Annotated in this window: 16 protein-coding genes; 8 read left to right on the top strand and 8 right to left on the bottom strand. The window is 57.7% G+C overall.

Features of this window, described 5'->3' with window-relative positions; translation table 11 throughout:
* Positions 1 to 28: 28 nt before the first annotated feature.
* The 7 genes from C0617_RS05015 to hypA all read right to left on the bottom strand — a co-directional run bounded on the left by C0617_RS05015 (position 29) and on the right by hypA (position 6,319).
* Positions 29 to 898: an alpha/beta hydrolase gene (locus C0617_RS05015; protein ID WP_291315919.1), complete on the bottom strand. Its 870-nt coding sequence runs from the start codon at positions 896 to 898 to the stop codon at positions 29 to 31.
* A gap of 8 nt (positions 899 to 906) precedes the next feature.
* Positions 907 to 2,106: an ATP-dependent 6-phosphofructokinase gene (locus tag C0617_RS05010; RefSeq protein WP_291315918.1), complete on the bottom strand. Its 1,200-nt coding sequence runs from the start codon at positions 2,104 to 2,106 to the stop codon at positions 907 to 909.
* Positions 2,107 to 2,644: 538 nt separating this feature from the next.
* Entirely contained in the window at positions 2,645 to 3,658 is a 1,014-nt protein-coding gene (gene hypE / locus C0617_RS05005) for a hydrogenase expression/formation protein HypE (protein WP_291315917.1), read from the bottom strand.
* Between the two features lie 175 nt (positions 3,659 to 3,833).
* A complete protein-coding gene (gene hypD, locus C0617_RS05000) occupies positions 3,834 to 4,925 on the bottom strand; it encodes a hydrogenase formation protein HypD (RefSeq protein WP_291315916.1) in 1,092 nt (363 codons plus the stop codon).
* Positions 4,922 to 5,152 carry a HypC/HybG/HupF family hydrogenase formation chaperone gene (locus C0617_RS04995; RefSeq protein WP_291315915.1) on the bottom strand — a complete coding sequence of 77 codons (231 nt, stop codon included), beginning with the start codon at positions 5,150 to 5,152 and terminating at the stop codon, positions 4,922 to 4,924. The genes hypD and C0617_RS04995 overlap by 4 nt, the downstream gene beginning before the upstream one ends.
* An 85-nt stretch (positions 5,153 to 5,237) precedes the next feature.
* The gene (gene hypB / locus C0617_RS04990) at positions 5,238 to 5,975 is read right to left on the bottom strand and encodes a hydrogenase nickel incorporation protein HypB (RefSeq protein ID WP_291315914.1); all 738 of its coding nucleotides are present in this window, start codon (positions 5,973 to 5,975) and stop codon (positions 5,238 to 5,240) included.
* A gap of 2 nt (positions 5,976 to 5,977) precedes the next feature.
* On the bottom strand, positions 5,978 to 6,319 hold the full coding sequence (gene hypA / locus C0617_RS04985; RefSeq protein WP_291315913.1) for a hydrogenase maturation nickel metallochaperone HypA: 342 nt from the start codon (positions 6,317 to 6,319) through the stop codon (positions 5,978 to 5,980).
* A gap of 309 nt (positions 6,320 to 6,628) precedes the next feature.
* Here hypA and C0617_RS04980 point away from each other — a divergent pair, with 309 nt between their 5' ends.
* On the top strand, positions 6,629 to 6,871 hold the full coding sequence (locus C0617_RS04980) for a type II toxin-antitoxin system Phd/YefM family antitoxin (protein ID WP_291315912.1): 243 nt from the start codon (positions 6,629 to 6,631) through the stop codon (positions 6,869 to 6,871).
* Positions 6,868 to 7,131: a Txe/YoeB family addiction module toxin gene (locus C0617_RS04975; protein ID WP_291315911.1), complete on the top strand. Its 264-nt coding sequence runs from the start codon at positions 6,868 to 6,870 to the stop codon at positions 7,129 to 7,131. Before C0617_RS04980 ends, C0617_RS04975 begins: the two co-directional genes overlap by 4 nt.
* A 170-nt stretch (positions 7,132 to 7,301) precedes the next feature.
* On the opposite strand, the gene C0617_RS04970 is transcribed toward C0617_RS04975, so the two are convergent.
* Positions 7,302 to 7,535: a HigA family addiction module antitoxin gene (locus C0617_RS04970; RefSeq protein WP_291315910.1), complete on the bottom strand. Its 234-nt coding sequence runs from the start codon at positions 7,533 to 7,535 to the stop codon at positions 7,302 to 7,304.
* A 293-nt stretch (positions 7,536 to 7,828) separates the two neighbouring features.
* On the opposite strand from C0617_RS04970, the gene C0617_RS04965 reads away from it, so the two are divergent.
* From C0617_RS04965 to C0617_RS04940, 6 genes are all read left to right on the top strand, one after another.
* Complete coding sequence (locus C0617_RS04965; protein WP_291315909.1) at positions 7,829 to 9,184, top strand: hypothetical protein; 1,356 nt, start codon at positions 7,829 to 7,831, stop codon at positions 9,182 to 9,184.
* A gap of 184 nt (positions 9,185 to 9,368) precedes the next feature.
* Positions 9,369 to 10,700 (top strand): extracellular solute-binding protein, encoded by a 1,332-nt coding sequence (locus tag C0617_RS04960; protein ID WP_291315908.1) that lies wholly within the window; start codon positions 9,369 to 9,371, stop codon positions 10,698 to 10,700.
* 102 nt (positions 10,701 to 10,802) lie between these two features.
* Positions 10,803 to 12,308 carry a hypothetical protein gene (locus C0617_RS04955; protein WP_291315907.1) on the top strand — a complete coding sequence of 502 codons (1,506 nt, stop codon included), beginning with the start codon at positions 10,803 to 10,805 and terminating at the stop codon, positions 12,306 to 12,308.
* Entirely contained in the window at positions 12,301 to 13,299 is a 999-nt protein-coding gene (locus C0617_RS04950; RefSeq protein WP_291315906.1) for an ATP-binding cassette domain-containing protein, read from the top strand. The genes C0617_RS04955 and C0617_RS04950 overlap by 8 nt, the downstream gene beginning before the upstream one ends.
* A gap of 4 nt (positions 13,300 to 13,303) precedes the next feature.
* The gene (locus tag C0617_RS04945; protein WP_291315905.1) at positions 13,304 to 14,092 is read left to right on the top strand and encodes an SDR family oxidoreductase; all 789 of its coding nucleotides are present in this window, start codon (positions 13,304 to 13,306) and stop codon (positions 14,090 to 14,092) included.
* Positions 14,093 to 14,108: 16 nt separating this feature from the next.
* A complete protein-coding gene (locus tag C0617_RS04940) occupies positions 14,109 to 14,966 on the top strand; it encodes a hypothetical protein (protein ID WP_291315904.1) in 858 nt (285 codons plus the stop codon).
* The last annotated feature ends 289 nt before the right edge of the window (positions 14,967 to 15,255 follow it).

Below are 15,255 nucleotides of genomic sequence, written 5' to 3'. Positions count from 1 at the left end.
CTTCGGAAGGGTGCCGAGCCGGGGAGAGTCAGTCGGGAAGGGATGGGGACGGCGGAACGGCCGTTTCGGCGAGGGCGGTGCGGCCAGCCAGGGCGGAAAGGAAGGCGAGCCAGGCGTCGCGGTAGGTCTGCCCGCCGATCTCCCAGGCGTCGCTGTGGCCGGCTCCGGGCACCAGCAGGAAGGTCTTCGGCTCGTTGGCCGCGGCGAAGAGGCGTTCGGCCATGGCCGGCGGGGCGATGGTGTCGCTGTCGCCGTGGAACAGGAGGAGGGGCCTGTCGAGGGCGTCGATCTTGCCCAGGTTGTCGAACATGTTGTCCAGCCCCCACCACCCGACCAGGGCGTAGGTGACCGGGGTCATGTGCCGGGCGATCTCCCGCAGGGAGGTGAAGGAGCATTCCATCACCAGACCCGCAGGCGGCCTCTCCAGGGCCATCTGCAGGGCGACCGCCGCCCCCATGGAGCGGCCGTAGTAGACGGTGCGGGCGGGGCTCCACCCCCGCCCGGCCAGCCAGGCGACGGCGCTCCGGGCGTCTTCGTAGATGTCCTCCTCGCCGGTGGGGGTCCCGGCGCTGGCGCCGAATCCCCGGTAGTCGAAGATGAAGACCGGCAGGCCGAGCCGGTGCAGGTAGTCGAGGTTCTCCACCCGGTGGGAGATGTTGGCGGCGTTGCCGTGGAAGAAGAGGACCAGGGGCCGGCCGGGGCTGCCGGGGACGTACCAGCCGTGGAGGCGCGCCCCGCCGGAAGAGGGGAACCACACCTCCTCGTAGGGCAGGCCCCGTTCCTCCGGGGTGGCGATCACCTCGGGGCTCGAGTTGAAGATGTAGCGGTTGCCCAGGCTGCAGCCGGCCGCAGGCAGGAGGCAGAGCAGGAGGAGCAGGGCGGGGAGTCTGCGCGTCACCGGCACTCCTAGAGGTCGCTGGTCATGATGAAGAGGGGCTGGCGGTTGAAGGTCTCGTACTTGGGGCGCAGCCGCTCGGTGTTGTAGTACTTGGTCACGTCGACGATCTTCTTGTGGTCGGTGACGATGTCGATCGGCACCGTGTCGTAGCAGCCGTTGTGCAGGCTGACGAGGCGCCCCGAGGTGCCGGAGAGGACCATGTCGAGGGCGAGGTTGCCGAAGGCCATCGGGACGATGGAGTCCATGGCGTCGGGGTTGCCGCAGCGCACCAGGTAGCCGAGCCTCTGGTTCAGGGTGTTGATGCGCCTTCCGGCGTTGTACTTCGGGGAGAGCTCCTTGATCTTGGCCGCCACCTTGTCGCCGATCCCCCCCAGCTTGCGGTGCCCGTACTGGTCCGCCTCCATCCCCTCGAAGGTCATCTCCTCCTCGCCGGCCATCTGCGCCCCCTCCGAGACGAGGAGGACCGAGTAGTTGCTCGGGTTGCGCCGGCGGTCCGCGACCAGCAGCTCGGTGACCTGCTCGATGTCGAAGGGGTGCTCGGGGATCAGGCAGCGGTCTGCGGCCCCGGCCATGGTCGGCAGCAGGGCGGTGTAGCCGGCGTAGCGGCCGAAGACCTCGAGGACGAGGATGCGCTCGTGGGAGCCGGCCGAGGTGCGCAGCTGGTGGGTCAGCTCGATGGTGCGGGTGACGCAGGTCGAGAAGCCGATGCAGTAGTCGGTGCCGGGAACGTCGTTGTCCATCGTCTTGGGGATCGCCACGACCTTCATCCCCTCCTCGTGGAGCCGCTCGCCGTAGCTGAGGGTGTCGTCGCCGCCGATGGGGATGAGGAAGTCGATGCCGAGGAACTCCAGGTTCTTCAGGACCTCGGGGGTGACGTCGTTGATCTCGTCGGTGTACTTGTCCCGCAGGTGCGGCGGGACGATGTTGCGCGGCAGGTGGCTCGGGCGGGTGCGCGAGGAGTGGAGGAAGGTCCCCCCGGTGCGGCCGGCGCGGTTGACGGTGTCCTCGTTGAGGACCATGACCTGCTCGCTGTTGTCGGCGTTCTTGTCCGGGACCAGGTCGACCAGGCCCGCCCAGCCGCGGCGGATGCCGATGACCCGGTAGCCCTCGCGCAGGGCGCGGAAGGTGACGGCGCGGATCGCCGGGTTGAGACCGGGGACGTCGCCGCCGCCGGTGAGGATGCCGATGGTGCCCTTGTGTTTTGCCATGGTTTTCCTCCAGTCGAGAAGGATATGCGCGGTATCGGTTGTCTTCGATATCCAATAGTAAACAAACTGGGGGAGAACTCAACCATGGTCGGGGAAATTGCTTGTTCCCGTTTGGAGGCGGATGCTTATGTCATGAAAAGATGGATTCTGGATTTTCGTCGAGGAGGGCGGTCTTGTTCCATTCGCTCCGGTTTCCAGTGCTCTGGCAGGGGTCTCGCCCCCTGACGGCGACCAGCCCTTTGCTCGCCCAAAGGGCTGGACCCAAAGGGCGCCCCAGCCGCCTTCGCCCGCCATCGCCACAGGCGACGGCGGGTCCCCTACGCTCCGCAACCGTTCCGGGGGCGGGCAAGAACTCGCTGTCGCTCAGACATTTGCCCGCCTCTTTCCCGGAACGCTTGCTGCGCTCCGGCGACGGCACATGGGGAAGGGTGATTGACCCAGGAAGGCAGAGAACCGTGTCACAGAGAAAACCGATTGTTCTTTTGGCCTTTCCTCTGTGTCTCCGTGTCTCTGTGGCGATCTTTCGGTTTTTAACCGATCAGCAGATCCGCGGCAGCTGCTCCCCGGAGAGCATCTCGATGGCGCGCATGCCGCCGATGGCGGTGCGCATGAGAACCCTCCCCTCGCCACTTTCGGCGACCTCGCCGATGAGGGTCGCCTCCCGTCCCGCCGGGTGGGCGCGCATCGCCGCGAGGACGGCGTCGGCCGCCTCGGGGGCGACGACCGCCAGGAGCTTCCCCTCGTTGGCGACGTAGAGGGGGTCGAGGCCGAGGATGGCGCAGGCCCCTGCGACCGCCGGGCTTACCGGCAGGGCCTCTTCGAAGAGGGTGATCTCCGCCTCCGACTGCAGGGCGATCTCCTTGATGGTCGTGGCGACCCCGCCGCGGGTCGGGTCGCGCAGGGCGTGAACCGCCCCGCCGCCGGCCCCGATGATCTCGGCGACGAGGGTCGCCAGGGGGGCGCTGTCGGTGCGGATGTCGGAACCAAGCTCGAGCCCCTCCCTGCGGGCGAGGACCGCCATGCCGTGGTCGCCGATGGTGCCGTTGATCAGCACCTTGTCGCCGGGGCGGGCGCCGCTGCCGCCGATCTCGAGGCCGTGGTCGAAGATGCCGATCCCCGAGGTGTTGATGAAGATCTTGTCGGCCTTGCCCCGGGGGACGACCTTGGTGTCGCCGGTGACGATGGCGACCCCGGCCTCCTCGGCGGCCTCCTTCATCGCCGTCAGCACCTCGCGCAGTTCGGCGATGGGCAGGCCCTCCTCGAGGATCAGCCCGACGGAGATCGCCAGGGGGCGCGCGCCGGCCATCGCCAGGTCGTTGACCGTGCCGTTGACCGCCAGGTCGCCGATGTTGCCGCCGGGAAAGAAGATCGGGTCGACCACGTAGGAGTCGGTGGTGAAGGCGACCCGTTCGCCGACGTTATCCAGGATCGCCGCGTCGTTCTGGTCGCTGCGGTCCATCCCGGGGAGGATCGGGATGATCAGGTCGTCGAGGAGCTGGTGGCTGAGGCGGCCGCCGCTGCCGTGGCCGAGGAGGATGATGTCCGATTGCATGGATTACTCCCAGGGGCGGGGGTGATGGTGATGGTGACAAGTCTATCAGGCGTTCTGAAACATTTTCATTCAAAGGCCAATTCGGTCTCACGCCCGCTCATTTCATTCGCTCAAGGCCGCAAAGGCGCTAATGAAATCCAAGGCAAAACGAGGGGTTGAGGTCTTGGGGCCTTTCTCAGGTCCCGTATTTAAAAGAAGCCGCGCAGGTCCCCTCGCTGGAAACCATGCAGGCCCCGACCGGGGCCTCGGGGGTGCAGGCGGTCTTGAAGAGGGGGCAGTCGGGGGGGGCGGCCTTCCCCTTGAGGATCTCGCCGCAGAGGCAGCCCGGGTGCTCGGCCGGCTCCTCGACCGTCACCGAAAACCGCGCCTCGGCGTCGAAGGATGCGAACGCGGGGCGCAGGCGCAGGCCGCTGCCGGCGATGGTCCCGATCCCCCGCCAGTCGGCGTCGCAGGCTTCGAAGACCTCTTCGAGCATCCCCTGCGCCTTCTTGTTCCCCCCCGGCTTGACGATGCGGCTGTACTGGTTCTCCACCCGCGCCTCGCCCGCGGCCGCCTGGCGGGCGAGCATCAGCACCCCCTGCAGGACGTCGAGGGGCTCGAAGCCGGTGACGACGCAGGGGACCCCGTGCTCCTTCGCGAGGGGCAGATAGGCCTCGGGGCCGATGACGGCGCTGACGTGGGCCGGGCAGAGGTAGCCGTCGACCCGCAGCTCGGGGTCGCTCGTGAGGGCGGCCATGGGGGCGGGCATCGTCTTGTGGGCGGCGAGGACGGAGAAGTTGGGCAGGTTCCGGGCGCGGGCCTGGAGGATCGCCCCGGCGACGGCCGGGGCGGTCGTCTCGAAGCCGACCCCGAGGAAGACGACCTCTTTCTCTGGGGTCTTTTCCGCGAGGGCGACGGCGTCGAGGGGGGAGTAGACGATGCGCACGTCGGCTCCACGCGCCTTCTCGGCGAGGAGGCTTCCGGAGGAGCCGGGGACCCGGACCATGTCGCCGAAGGTGGCGACGATCGTGTCGGGCCGGCGGGCGATGGCGAGGGCGCGGTCGACGTAGCCGACGGGGGTGACGCAGACCGGGCAGCCGGGGCCGGAGATCAGGCGGACCGGCTCCGGCAGGAGGGAGCGGATGCCGTGCTGGGCGATGGCCATGGTGTGGGTGCCGCAGACCTCCATGAAGGTCAGCGGGCGTTCGACCCCTTCGACCGCCGCGGCGATCTGTTCGAGGAGCTTCTTCGCCACCTGCGGGTCGCGGAAGGCCTCGGCGTACCTCATTCGACGAGTCCGCCGTCGGCCAGGACCTGGCGGAAGAGGGCGAGGGTCTGTTCGGCGTCGGCGACGTCGAGCTTCTCGATGGCGAAGCCGGCGTGGATGAGGACGTAATCCCCGACCGCGACCCCCTCCACCATCATCAGGCTCGCCTCCCGGGTCACCCCGTCGATCTCGCACAGGGCGGTGTCTCCGTCGATGTTTTTCACTTGCATGGGGACTGCGAGGCACATGGGTTTTCCTTGAAGGCGGTGACGCGTGACACGTGACCCGTGCCGCGAAAACCTTGGTTGGTGATTACCCGTCACGCGTCACGGATCACGCGTTACGTTTCTTTTCCATCCCCTCGGCCAGCCACCGGTACCACCCCTCCATCCCCTCGCCGCTACGGCAGGAGAGCTCGAGGATCTCGATCCCCGGATTGACCTTGCGGGCGAAGCCCTTGCACTGCTCCAGGTCGAAGTCGAGGTGGGGGAGGAGGTCGATCTTGTTGATCAGCAGGAGGTCGGCGGCCTGGAACATGTGGGGGTACTTGACCGGCTTGTCCTCCCCCTCGGTGACGGAGAGGACGGCGACCTTGTGGTCCTCGCCGAGGTCGAAGGAGGCGGGGCAGACGAGGTTGCCGACGTTCTCGATCATCAGCATGTCGGTGGCGTCGAGGTCGAAGTCCTCCACCCCGTGGCCGACCATGTGGGCGTCGAGGTGGCAGCCGGCGCCGGTGTTGATCTGCCGAACCGGCACCCCGGTGGCGGCGATGCGCTCGGCATCGTTGGCGGTCTGCTGGTCCCCCTCCAGAACGGCGAAGGCGGTCTCTCCGGAGAGCTCGCGCAAAGTCCGCTCGAGGATCGAGGTCTTGCCCGAGCCGGGCGAGCTCACCAGGTTGAGGACGAAGAGCTTCTTGTTCTGGAAGAGGGCGCGGTTGCCGGCGGCCAGGCGGTCGTTCTTTGCGAGGAGGTCCTCTTCGATGCGCACCGTCTTCGGGCCGCCGTCGTGATCGTGACTATGGGTGTGATCGTGGGAATGGTCCGGGGCCGAGCAGCCGCAGTCGATGCACATGGTCAGTCGATCTCCATTTCGAGGATTTTCAGTTCATCCCCCTGCAGCCTCTCCAGGCCGAAGGCGCCGCAGGCGGGGCAGTCGAAGGTGTACGGGTCGATCTCAGGCTCCCCCCCGCAGTCGGCGCAGCGGCCGCGGCCGGGGACGCGCTCGACGATCAGCCGGGCTTTCTCCAGCATCGTTCCCCGGGTGCAGGCCTCGAAGCAGAACTCCACCGCCTCGGGGACGACCCCCGAGAGGGCGCCGATGGCCACGGTCACCGAGAGGACCTTCTTCGCGCCCTCCTCCCGGGCGGTGCGCTCGGCGATTTCGACGATGCTGCGGGTGATGCCGACTTCGTGCACTCGTTCTGTCCTCGGGGTGGGGGCGCCGGAGCGGTTGGGGGCCGGGTGCGGGCGCGATGCTTTCACTATAGGTGGATCGGGTTAGAAAAATCAAGGATTGCGGAGGGGGAGGGTGTATGCGTTGCCGATTGTAGCTGACGGGCTCTGCTCGCCAGGTGGGAGCGTAGAGTTTCACTTCCTGATTTTATGAGCGTTCGTTGCATCGCCGGGAAAAAGCATGTCGATGGCCAATATCCCTGTCATGCTTGAGGTGTTGACAATTGCCCTCGATGAGAGTACGCTTTAGCGTACGTAGAAGAGGGGGCAGTTATGACGACAATCACGGCAACGGACGCAAGAAAAAGGCTCTACAAACTTCTGGATGAAGTTTCCGATTCCCATGTTCCGATCCAGATTACCGGCAAGCGCGGCAACGCCGTTCTGATCTCCGAAGACGATTGGCGGGCGGTGCAGGAGACTCTGCACCTCCATTCCGTCCCTGGCATGAGGGAGTCTATTGTCGAAGGGATGAAGACCCCGGTAGAGGAGTGCGACGAGGAACTTGACTGGTGAGTTGGCGGATCATTTTCACTAAGCAGGCCCAAAAGGATGCGAAGAAACTTTCGGCATCGGGGCTGAAACCAAAAGCTGAAAAGCTGCTTGACGTCCTGGCGGCAAATCCCTTCCAGGCGCCACCGCCATACGAAAAACTTGTCGGTGATCTGTCCGGTGCATATTCCCGCCGGATCAACATCCAGCACCGTCTTGTCTACCAGGTTCTGGAAGAATTACGGACGGTGAAGGTCCTGCGGATGTGGACGCATTACGAATAACTCCGGAACGGCGGGGGCGAGATAGGGGCAGCACGTGGTCCCCGTCAATTTGATCCGCCATCTTTTGTGGAAAAATAGAAAAGCCGCCCTGGCAGGAGCACTGCCGGGCGGCTTTCGTCTTTTGGGTGAGGAAGGAAAAGAAAATGCAGCGCCGCAGCCTCTGTCGAGTTCTACGCCGCCCGCGCCTTCTCCAGGTCGAACTCGGCCTGAAGCCCCATCCAGAACCCTTCGCTGTTGCCGAAATAGCGCGCCAGCCTTTGTGCCGTGTCGGCGGTGACGGCCCGCTTGCCATTCACGATTTCGTTTATCCGGCGGGGGGGGGCGCTGATCTCCCGCGCGAGGCGGTTCTGGCTGAGGTCCATCGGCCCGAGAAACTCTTCGAGCAGCACTTCGTGGGGCGACATATGACGTCAAACGCCATGGTCGTTTTTGTCTCAAATCCAGAGCCGGGAACGGAATTGGCCGGGACATGGTTCCCCTCGCCCCGGGGAGAGGGTGCCCGAAGGGCGGGTGAGGGGGATTGCCGCAGAGTTATTTCAGCCACTTAAAATTATTGACAGTTTCACATTGTTTTTGTTATTTAATAAGCCATTCATTTGTATACAGTATGCTTTCGGAGGGGTTGTTGATGTATTGAGGCCGTCGGATCGGGGTGAACACACCGTTCAGGCGGCTTATTTCGTTTTCGGGGGGAAGGGTGAAGCAGAGGGTATTCCTCATTCACGGCTGGTCGGTCGACGAGACGACCACCTACCAGGCGCTGCACCTGCAGCTCGCCCGGCACGGCTATGCCCTGGAGGACGTCTACCTCGGCCGCTACGTCTCCCTCGAAGACCGGGTCGAGATCTGCGACATCGCCCGCGCGATGCACACGGCGCTCGACGAGAAGCTCGGGGGCGACTGGAGCCGACCCTTCCACATCGTCACCCACTCCACCGGCGCGCTGGTGGCCCGCCACTGGGTCGGCCGCCACTACAGCGGTGCCTTCTGCCTGCATCGGCCCCTGCGCAACCTCGTCTTTCTCGCCGGGCCGCACTTCGGCTCGCGCCTCGCCCACCACGGCCGCTCCATGCTCGCCCACGCCCGGTATTTCGGCGACACCGGCGAGCAGGTGCTCAAGGCGCTGGAGTTGGGGAGTGACTTCTCCTGGGGCCTCGCCGAGAGCTGGTTCGATCCCGCCGTTTGGCGGGACAAGGGGGTGCGCCCCTACTGCCTGACCGGCGACCGGGTGAAGAAGAAGCGCCTCGTCGACGAGTTCGCCGCGAAACTGCTTCCCGCCGGCTTCGAGCCGGGCTCGGACATGGTGGTGCGCGTCCCGGCCGGCAACCTCAACTGCCGCCGCTACCTGCTGCAGGCCAAGAACGGAACGATCCATCCGGCGGGGGAGATCGAGGATGTCCCCTTCGCCGCCCTGGCCGACTACGTCCATTCCGGCCCCGAGGCGGGGATCATGAACAGCATCAAGCGGCGAGCGACTTCGAAGGGCCACCGGGCTCTGGGGCTGATCCTTGACTGCCTGAAGGTGGAGGACGACGCCGGCTACGCCCGGATGCGCCGCAGGTTGGCTGCAGAGACCCGGCGCACGCGAGTGGAAAAAAAGCGCCCGGCCTTCGCCCAGCTCGATTTCCGCTTCCGCGACGAGGAAGGGCACCCGGTCAACGACTACGCTATTCGCCTCGGTTGGCTTGATAAGGGGGTGGAGAAGCCCTCCCGGGCCATCCGGCATACGCATAAGAACACGGTCGCCCCTAATCACTTCTCTGTCTTTGTCGAGACCGGGAAGCTTGATCCGAAGAAGACCTACTTTCTCGATCTGCAGGCCGACTCGCGGTCCGAGTTGTTTTCCTACGGGCCGCTGCGGGTGGAGACGGCGAAGAAGATCGACGTGCTGAAGTCGCTGGTGCGGGATGATCAGACGACTCAGATTGATGTGGTGCTTTCGCGGAAAGCCGGGAGGAAGCTGTTTGTTTTTCATCCGGGGGATGATCCGGATTTGCATGTGAAGTGGGATCGGAAGGGGGAGATTGTGGGGACGGGGTTGAGGGTGAAGTAGAAAAAGTGGCACGGCAAGGCCTGACCCCTCGTCCTGCGTTTGATTTTCATCCGGGGGATGATTTGGCTTTGGATGTGAGGTGGGCCGGGAGTGGGAGGTTATGGGGAGGAGTGGTAGGGCAAGGCCCTCAGTTTTCGCAGCAAGGCTCCCCCAGGTTGGGACTTTATTCGAGAGGTGATAATTTATGAAATGGAAAATCCTTTTATTGTTCACCGTAATGGCTGGCTTTGCATTTGTTGGCCATGTAATTAAACAGAGAACTTTTAACGCTAAGAGTACCATCGTTGTCTTAGGGGAAGATTCTTCGAACCTTCGGGCATACGGTTCGTTGACTGAAGAATTCACTTCAAAAACTGGCATTGAATTGAAATTTGAAGGTGCAACATTTGAGCAATCGGTGCAAAAAGCTGATGCAGACTTTCGCAACGGCAAGGGCAATTATGATATTGTTTTACAATACAATTTTAGTTTAGCACCATATGTTCGAAATAATTACGTTGTTGATATTGAGAACGTTTTTTCACATAAAGTTCTGGAAGATCTACTGGTAAACGAAAAAATGTTTCAAAATGCTCTTCGCGAAACGAGCTACTATTATAGTAACCCACAAGACACGAAATCCATTCCGAAACAGTTTGGTTTTCCGTTCGCAGCAAATACGATGCTCCTAGTTTACAATAAGGATCTGTTCGAGGATGCTGACATCCGCCGTAAATATAGAGATGCGACAGGGAAGACGTTGGCTCCGCCATCCGAGTGGAGCGACTATTTTACCATTGCCGAGTTTTTCGCCAACGTGCAGCCTGGTTTGAAGGGTGTTTGCATGCAGGGTGCAGCCGATGGTTGGCTATATTACGAACTAGCTAATTATCTGTTTGGAATGGGGACCGGTACATCCACAAAGCGTAATGGATGGGAGGAGGAGGCACCTCTCACTATTTCTACCAAGAAAAATGAAGAAGTATTGCGATACGTCAAGCGTCTCCGTGCAACCTCCTCAGGGGATTTCTTCACCATTGGCGCTTCGCAACAGCAGGAAATCATGCTTCAAGGCAAGACGGCGATGGCTCTAATGTGGAGCGACTATGTTCAACCGCTTTCTGGTAATTCGGAAACATCACGCTTTGGGTTTTCTCCGATTCCAGGGCGTGTTTCTGGCTTAGCTGGCGGAGCGTTTTATATCAATCGAAACTCCCGGCATTTGGACGCAGCGTCACAGTTTATGTTGTTCGTCTTGGCCCCTGAGAACCAAAAGAGGCTGATTGAAAAAGGCCTCTGCTCGGCAATGAAAACAGCCTATACTGATGAAATTATTGCTAGTGTGCCCTACGCACGTGCCTTACGGGATTCTCTGGACAGAGGTGTGTTCATGTTTGAGGCCGGTAGTGATGCAGAAATCATTAATAGCGCGCTCACGACCTACGTTCAGAAGTACATTCGTGGTGAAATCTCTGAGGCTGAGGCGTTGAGCCAGGCAGAGCGGGAAGTCCTTGCCAAGAGGGTGCAGGAATATTGATATGGTGGTTGGGGAAAAGTTTATCGTTAGTTATGGTTTAATGTGTATTCGCAGCATAAAGACCGCCTGCACGATTAGGTTTATTTGATGATTTTGAGGTGGGTGAGCGAAAATGTGGAAACACTATTGACTTGTGCGACACTCACGATGTTTACGGCACTCGTTACCGTTGTTTTCTCTGTGCTATTTGGCGCTACATTGGCGTTTTATGCCCGCCCAACATTTCGATACGCTGTTGCACTTGCACTGCTTTTTGTTCAATTTGCCATTGGTAGCAGTATTTGGGCGTATTCGGTCACACGGTTAGCTTCATGGTCTGGAATGCAAGGTGAACTCGTTGCAACAGATACTTGGGGGCGAGCGTCTGCGTTACTCCTCGTCTGCGTTGGAAGAGCGCTGCCTTTAGGTGCCTTTTTCTGTGCAACTACACTCCAGCGGTACACCGCAGGAATCCGCCCATATTTGAAAACCCATCGCATCAGTTTGTCATTTTTTATGCTTTGTGCCTTTAACCGGATACCAAAATCAATTCTAATGCTTCTTGGTTTGTTTGGGGGGGCATTGATGGCCTCTGAAACGGCGCTCCCGGTTTTTCTTTATCGAGCAAACCCGGGGACTCAACCAGAAACCGCGAATATTTTGCTTTCGCGTCTCTTTCGAGAAGTGTACGCGAGTGCTGGCCCTGAAAGTTTGGCGCGAGTTGCAACTCTCGGTTTGTTGGTCTCACTTGTTCTACTCGCCTGCGCCTTAGTAGGAACATTGGTAGGTAGAAGCATTCTCAATCTCGCACGCGCCGGGATTTCCCGCTACCTTTCTTTAGCAGGTATGGGGTCCGCGGTTTTTTATGTGTTCTTGCGTGTCGGGTTATCGCTTTGTCTTCTGCCCGGCATTCTGGGTCTGATAGGTTTGTTCACCCCGACAAAAGCGGTGGACATGTCGCCAATCAAGATCTTGCAGCAAGCGTACAATTACCAAGATATTACTCTTTTGGGGATGCTTGTAGGTGGTTTCATTACGGTTGTTTGTGTAACAGTGGCAGTTCGACTTCGCTACAGTAAAGTAGACTTGCTGATCTGGGTCGAAAATAATCCCATTGCCGCATGTTTTTTGTTGCTCCCCGCTTTCATTCCAACTCTTTCGGTCATTGCGGCACTAGGAACTTTTTCGAACGACAGATTTACAGGTGTTTTTTCCTATTTTTCGATGTTTATCAACCATATCGGGTTGCACTATTCTGTTTTTCAATTTATATGTATATCACTAATAGCCTCGATTCCTGAAAGTCACGTATCGTGGCAAAGAACCATGAAGATGAAGTTTTCATTTTCACTTATGACAGATGGCTTTAAAAGACACGTAACAGTTTTGGTAGGACTTTTAGGCTTGTGCGCTGTACAAGTTGTAACAGATGGCTCAGTGTCTCGTTGGTTTTCTCATTTAGTGAAAGCTCCAGAGGAGGCTCTTTACGCTGCCATCTTCGGTCGACTTTCTAACCTTTCAGATGTCACTATAATTACTTGGTCAGTCGGACTTGTTGCCATCTCGATCTGCTCAATTCTTGCTTGGGCTTATGTTCGTGAACTCGGAAGCTACTCACGCCATGTCTGAGGTTACACTTAAATTTTCAAATGTTACTTATGGCTTTGGCGAGCTGAACCTTTTTGAGGGGCTCACCTGTACTCTCGGGAACACTTCCGATGCTGGTAAGGTCATTGCTTTAATGGGGCCTAGTGGTGTGGGGAAGACGACCTTTTGTGACTTGGCTCTCGGTGTTCGCCGGCCAAAAAATGGATCGATTAGTTTTGCACCTCAAGATTCTAACGTCGCCGTGATTCCACAAAGGGCGGTTCTCTTTGATGAATTGTCTGTTAAGGAGAATATTGCTTGCCTGAGGCACTCAAAAACCCTCGGGCCGACTTTTGACAAAAAAAGGGTTGAGGGTGCAGTTGTGTCTCTTGGGCTTGAGGATGTCATTCAAAGGAATACGAGCACCAATTCAATTAGTGGAGGTGAAGCGCAAAGGGTCATGCTTGCTCGTACCCAAACCATTAACTGTAATGTTCTGGTCCTCGATGAGCCGTGCTCATTCCTAGACAACCGAGTCAAAGACTCTTTTCTTAAAGCGCTCCGGTCAACTGTGGATAAGTCTCGATTGCTTGCTCTTATGGTCACGCACGTCTGGAGCGAGGCACGACAGGTTGCAGACGAAGTGATCTTTTTCTCCCAAGTTCCAGGTAAACCCGTCACGCTTCATTGCCAATCCATTATCGAATCCCAGCAGTGCCCACCTACCATTGATGCCTTATATGGGATACATTGGCCAGATTGTCTGGTTCTCGATATCACAGAAACGGCAGTATTGGCTGACTTTCCTTGTGGAATGATCCCCCATGGGGCTTGTTTTATTGGGTTTTTTCAGGGTGCCTCCAGCACATATGAAAGCACTCATTGGTTATATGATCTCTGGATGTCAGTTAGGGAGTCTTCAGTCCTTAGTGGCCGAGCAAGCCCTTTCGTTGCAAGTTCAATAGGTGACAATCTAAACATGTCCAGCGTGTTTTATGACGCGAATGGTCTTCTAATGAAGGTTTCTATTTAAAATTATGAGTGATGCCGAAAGTACCTGTAGTTACCTTATCACGGGCGTTAGCAGTCATCTTGGCGAGAAACTTGTGGGGCATCTATCAGAGGATCCAGGGAATCGGGTTTTCACCACATCAAGAGGACCTAGTGCGTTCGATCAAATCACTGCAAAACCAAATCACCAACACCTCACGGGAGTTGACCTCCTGCAAGCAGATGATGTGTCACGTCTTTTTTCTGCAGTTAGCCGATGGGCAGAGGGGCCATTCCATGTTGTGAACTGTGTAGGTTATTTCCCGGGATACAGCGCGATGCGCCAAACGCCTTTCGATGAATTTCGCAGAGTTTTTGAATGTAATGTCCTAACTCTCTACGCTACAGCCAATGCGCTACTACCGCTTATGCAAGCTAAGGGGGGAGGGCACTTCATGGCCTTTAGTAGTCACTCGGTTGCTCAAGCCTATCCGCTAATGGCAGCATTTACAGCAGCTAAGGCCGCAGTTGAAAGTCTAGTCCGGTCAATTGCTAATGAACATGCAAAAGAAGGAATAGTTGCAAACGCTTTTGCTATTGCAACTATTAACACACCGAGAGAGCATGATTTGCGACCAGGGGCAGATAGTTCGGGGTGGTTAGATGTTGAGCAAATTTCACGGTATGTGGTGGAAATTGTACGTGCACCCTTTAGTATCATGAACGGCAACACAATTCATCTTTACAATTATAGTGACACTTTTTTTCACACGTCTTATTTTGATAGGCTTGGAACAACTCCCTCGTCCTCAAAGGTTCTTGATGGGAGTGACTAATCCGTCACAAGAGAGGATGGATAAGGGGGAAGGGGGAAATGCAATGAAAGGTGCAGTATCCGGTGGAGTTAGTGTCTCCATAAGTTTCTCGACTTATGTCAAACTTGCGCTAAAGAACGGGTGGCCATTGTTGGCGACAATTTTTATTGCCTGTTTGTTGATTGGAAATCTCAATACAGAATCTACGTGGGCTGATGCTTCCTGTTGGCCATCCTGTTTGTCCTCAGGTGTTTCAGAGCCGCCACTTAGTGAACTTGCCAACGACCAAGTTTCACTACAATATATCAGGAAACCCTTAAATGAAAAACCCCTTTATGTGATCTTGACGATCACCACTGCAATATTGATAATTTTAAATACAGCTTTGTACCTATTGGAGGCTGAAAAGAAAAAAAGTATTCAACTTGCTGTGGCTTGGATTCTTACTTTCGTTTCCGAGATATTCACAACTCTTTGGGTGATGAAGCTATTTAATGGGTGGGACTGGGGGAAGTTTGCAGATGAGGTTGTGCCATTGCTTATTTTTATTGTGTTTGTATTTGTTGACTTTATAAACTATAGAGAAGCCAGCATTAAGCGTAACCTACATGATAGTTATAGCTGTAATGAAAAAGGCAAAAATAAAGAAGATGAGGCTATTGAGCAATTTGCTTTGAACCAGGTATTGTTTGTAGATATCCCGGTGGTCATTGGTGTTGCGTTTGCAATTGTTTTGGCTGTTTATTTAGATCGTACTTTTACTGAATTGGAGCATTACCTCCATGCATTTTTCTCTGTAGCTATCGTAATGCATTTAGTGGTGAGCCAGATCATTTACTTCATCATAGCATTTAAAAAGGACCTTGCTTCTCGAAGAGTGAGGTGTTTTGCTTAAAGGTCAGGTCCCGCATGATTCCTGACCTGGTAGATTCTACTCGCGAGGAGGAGGCACTGGGGTCAGGTCTTGCCATGCCACTTTTTCGAGGTAGACTTCTCTGAAACCCCAAGGAGGAGGACACCATGGCCCGCCCGCTTCGCATCGAGTTCCCCGGCGCCGTCTACCACGTCACCTCCCGCGGCAACGCCCGGGGGATGATTTTCGACGGCGACGACGACCGGGAACTTTTCTTCTCCATCCTCACAAAAATTGTCCAAAGGTACCGCTGGCTCTGCCACGCCTACTG

Source organism: Desulfuromonas sp., from assembly GCF_002868845.1.
Classification (GTDB): Bacteria; Desulfobacterota; Desulfuromonadia; order Desulfuromonadales; family BM501; genus BM501.
Note: the sequence above shows the minus strand (reverse complement) of the source record. Positions and strands in the feature narration are given on the sequence as shown.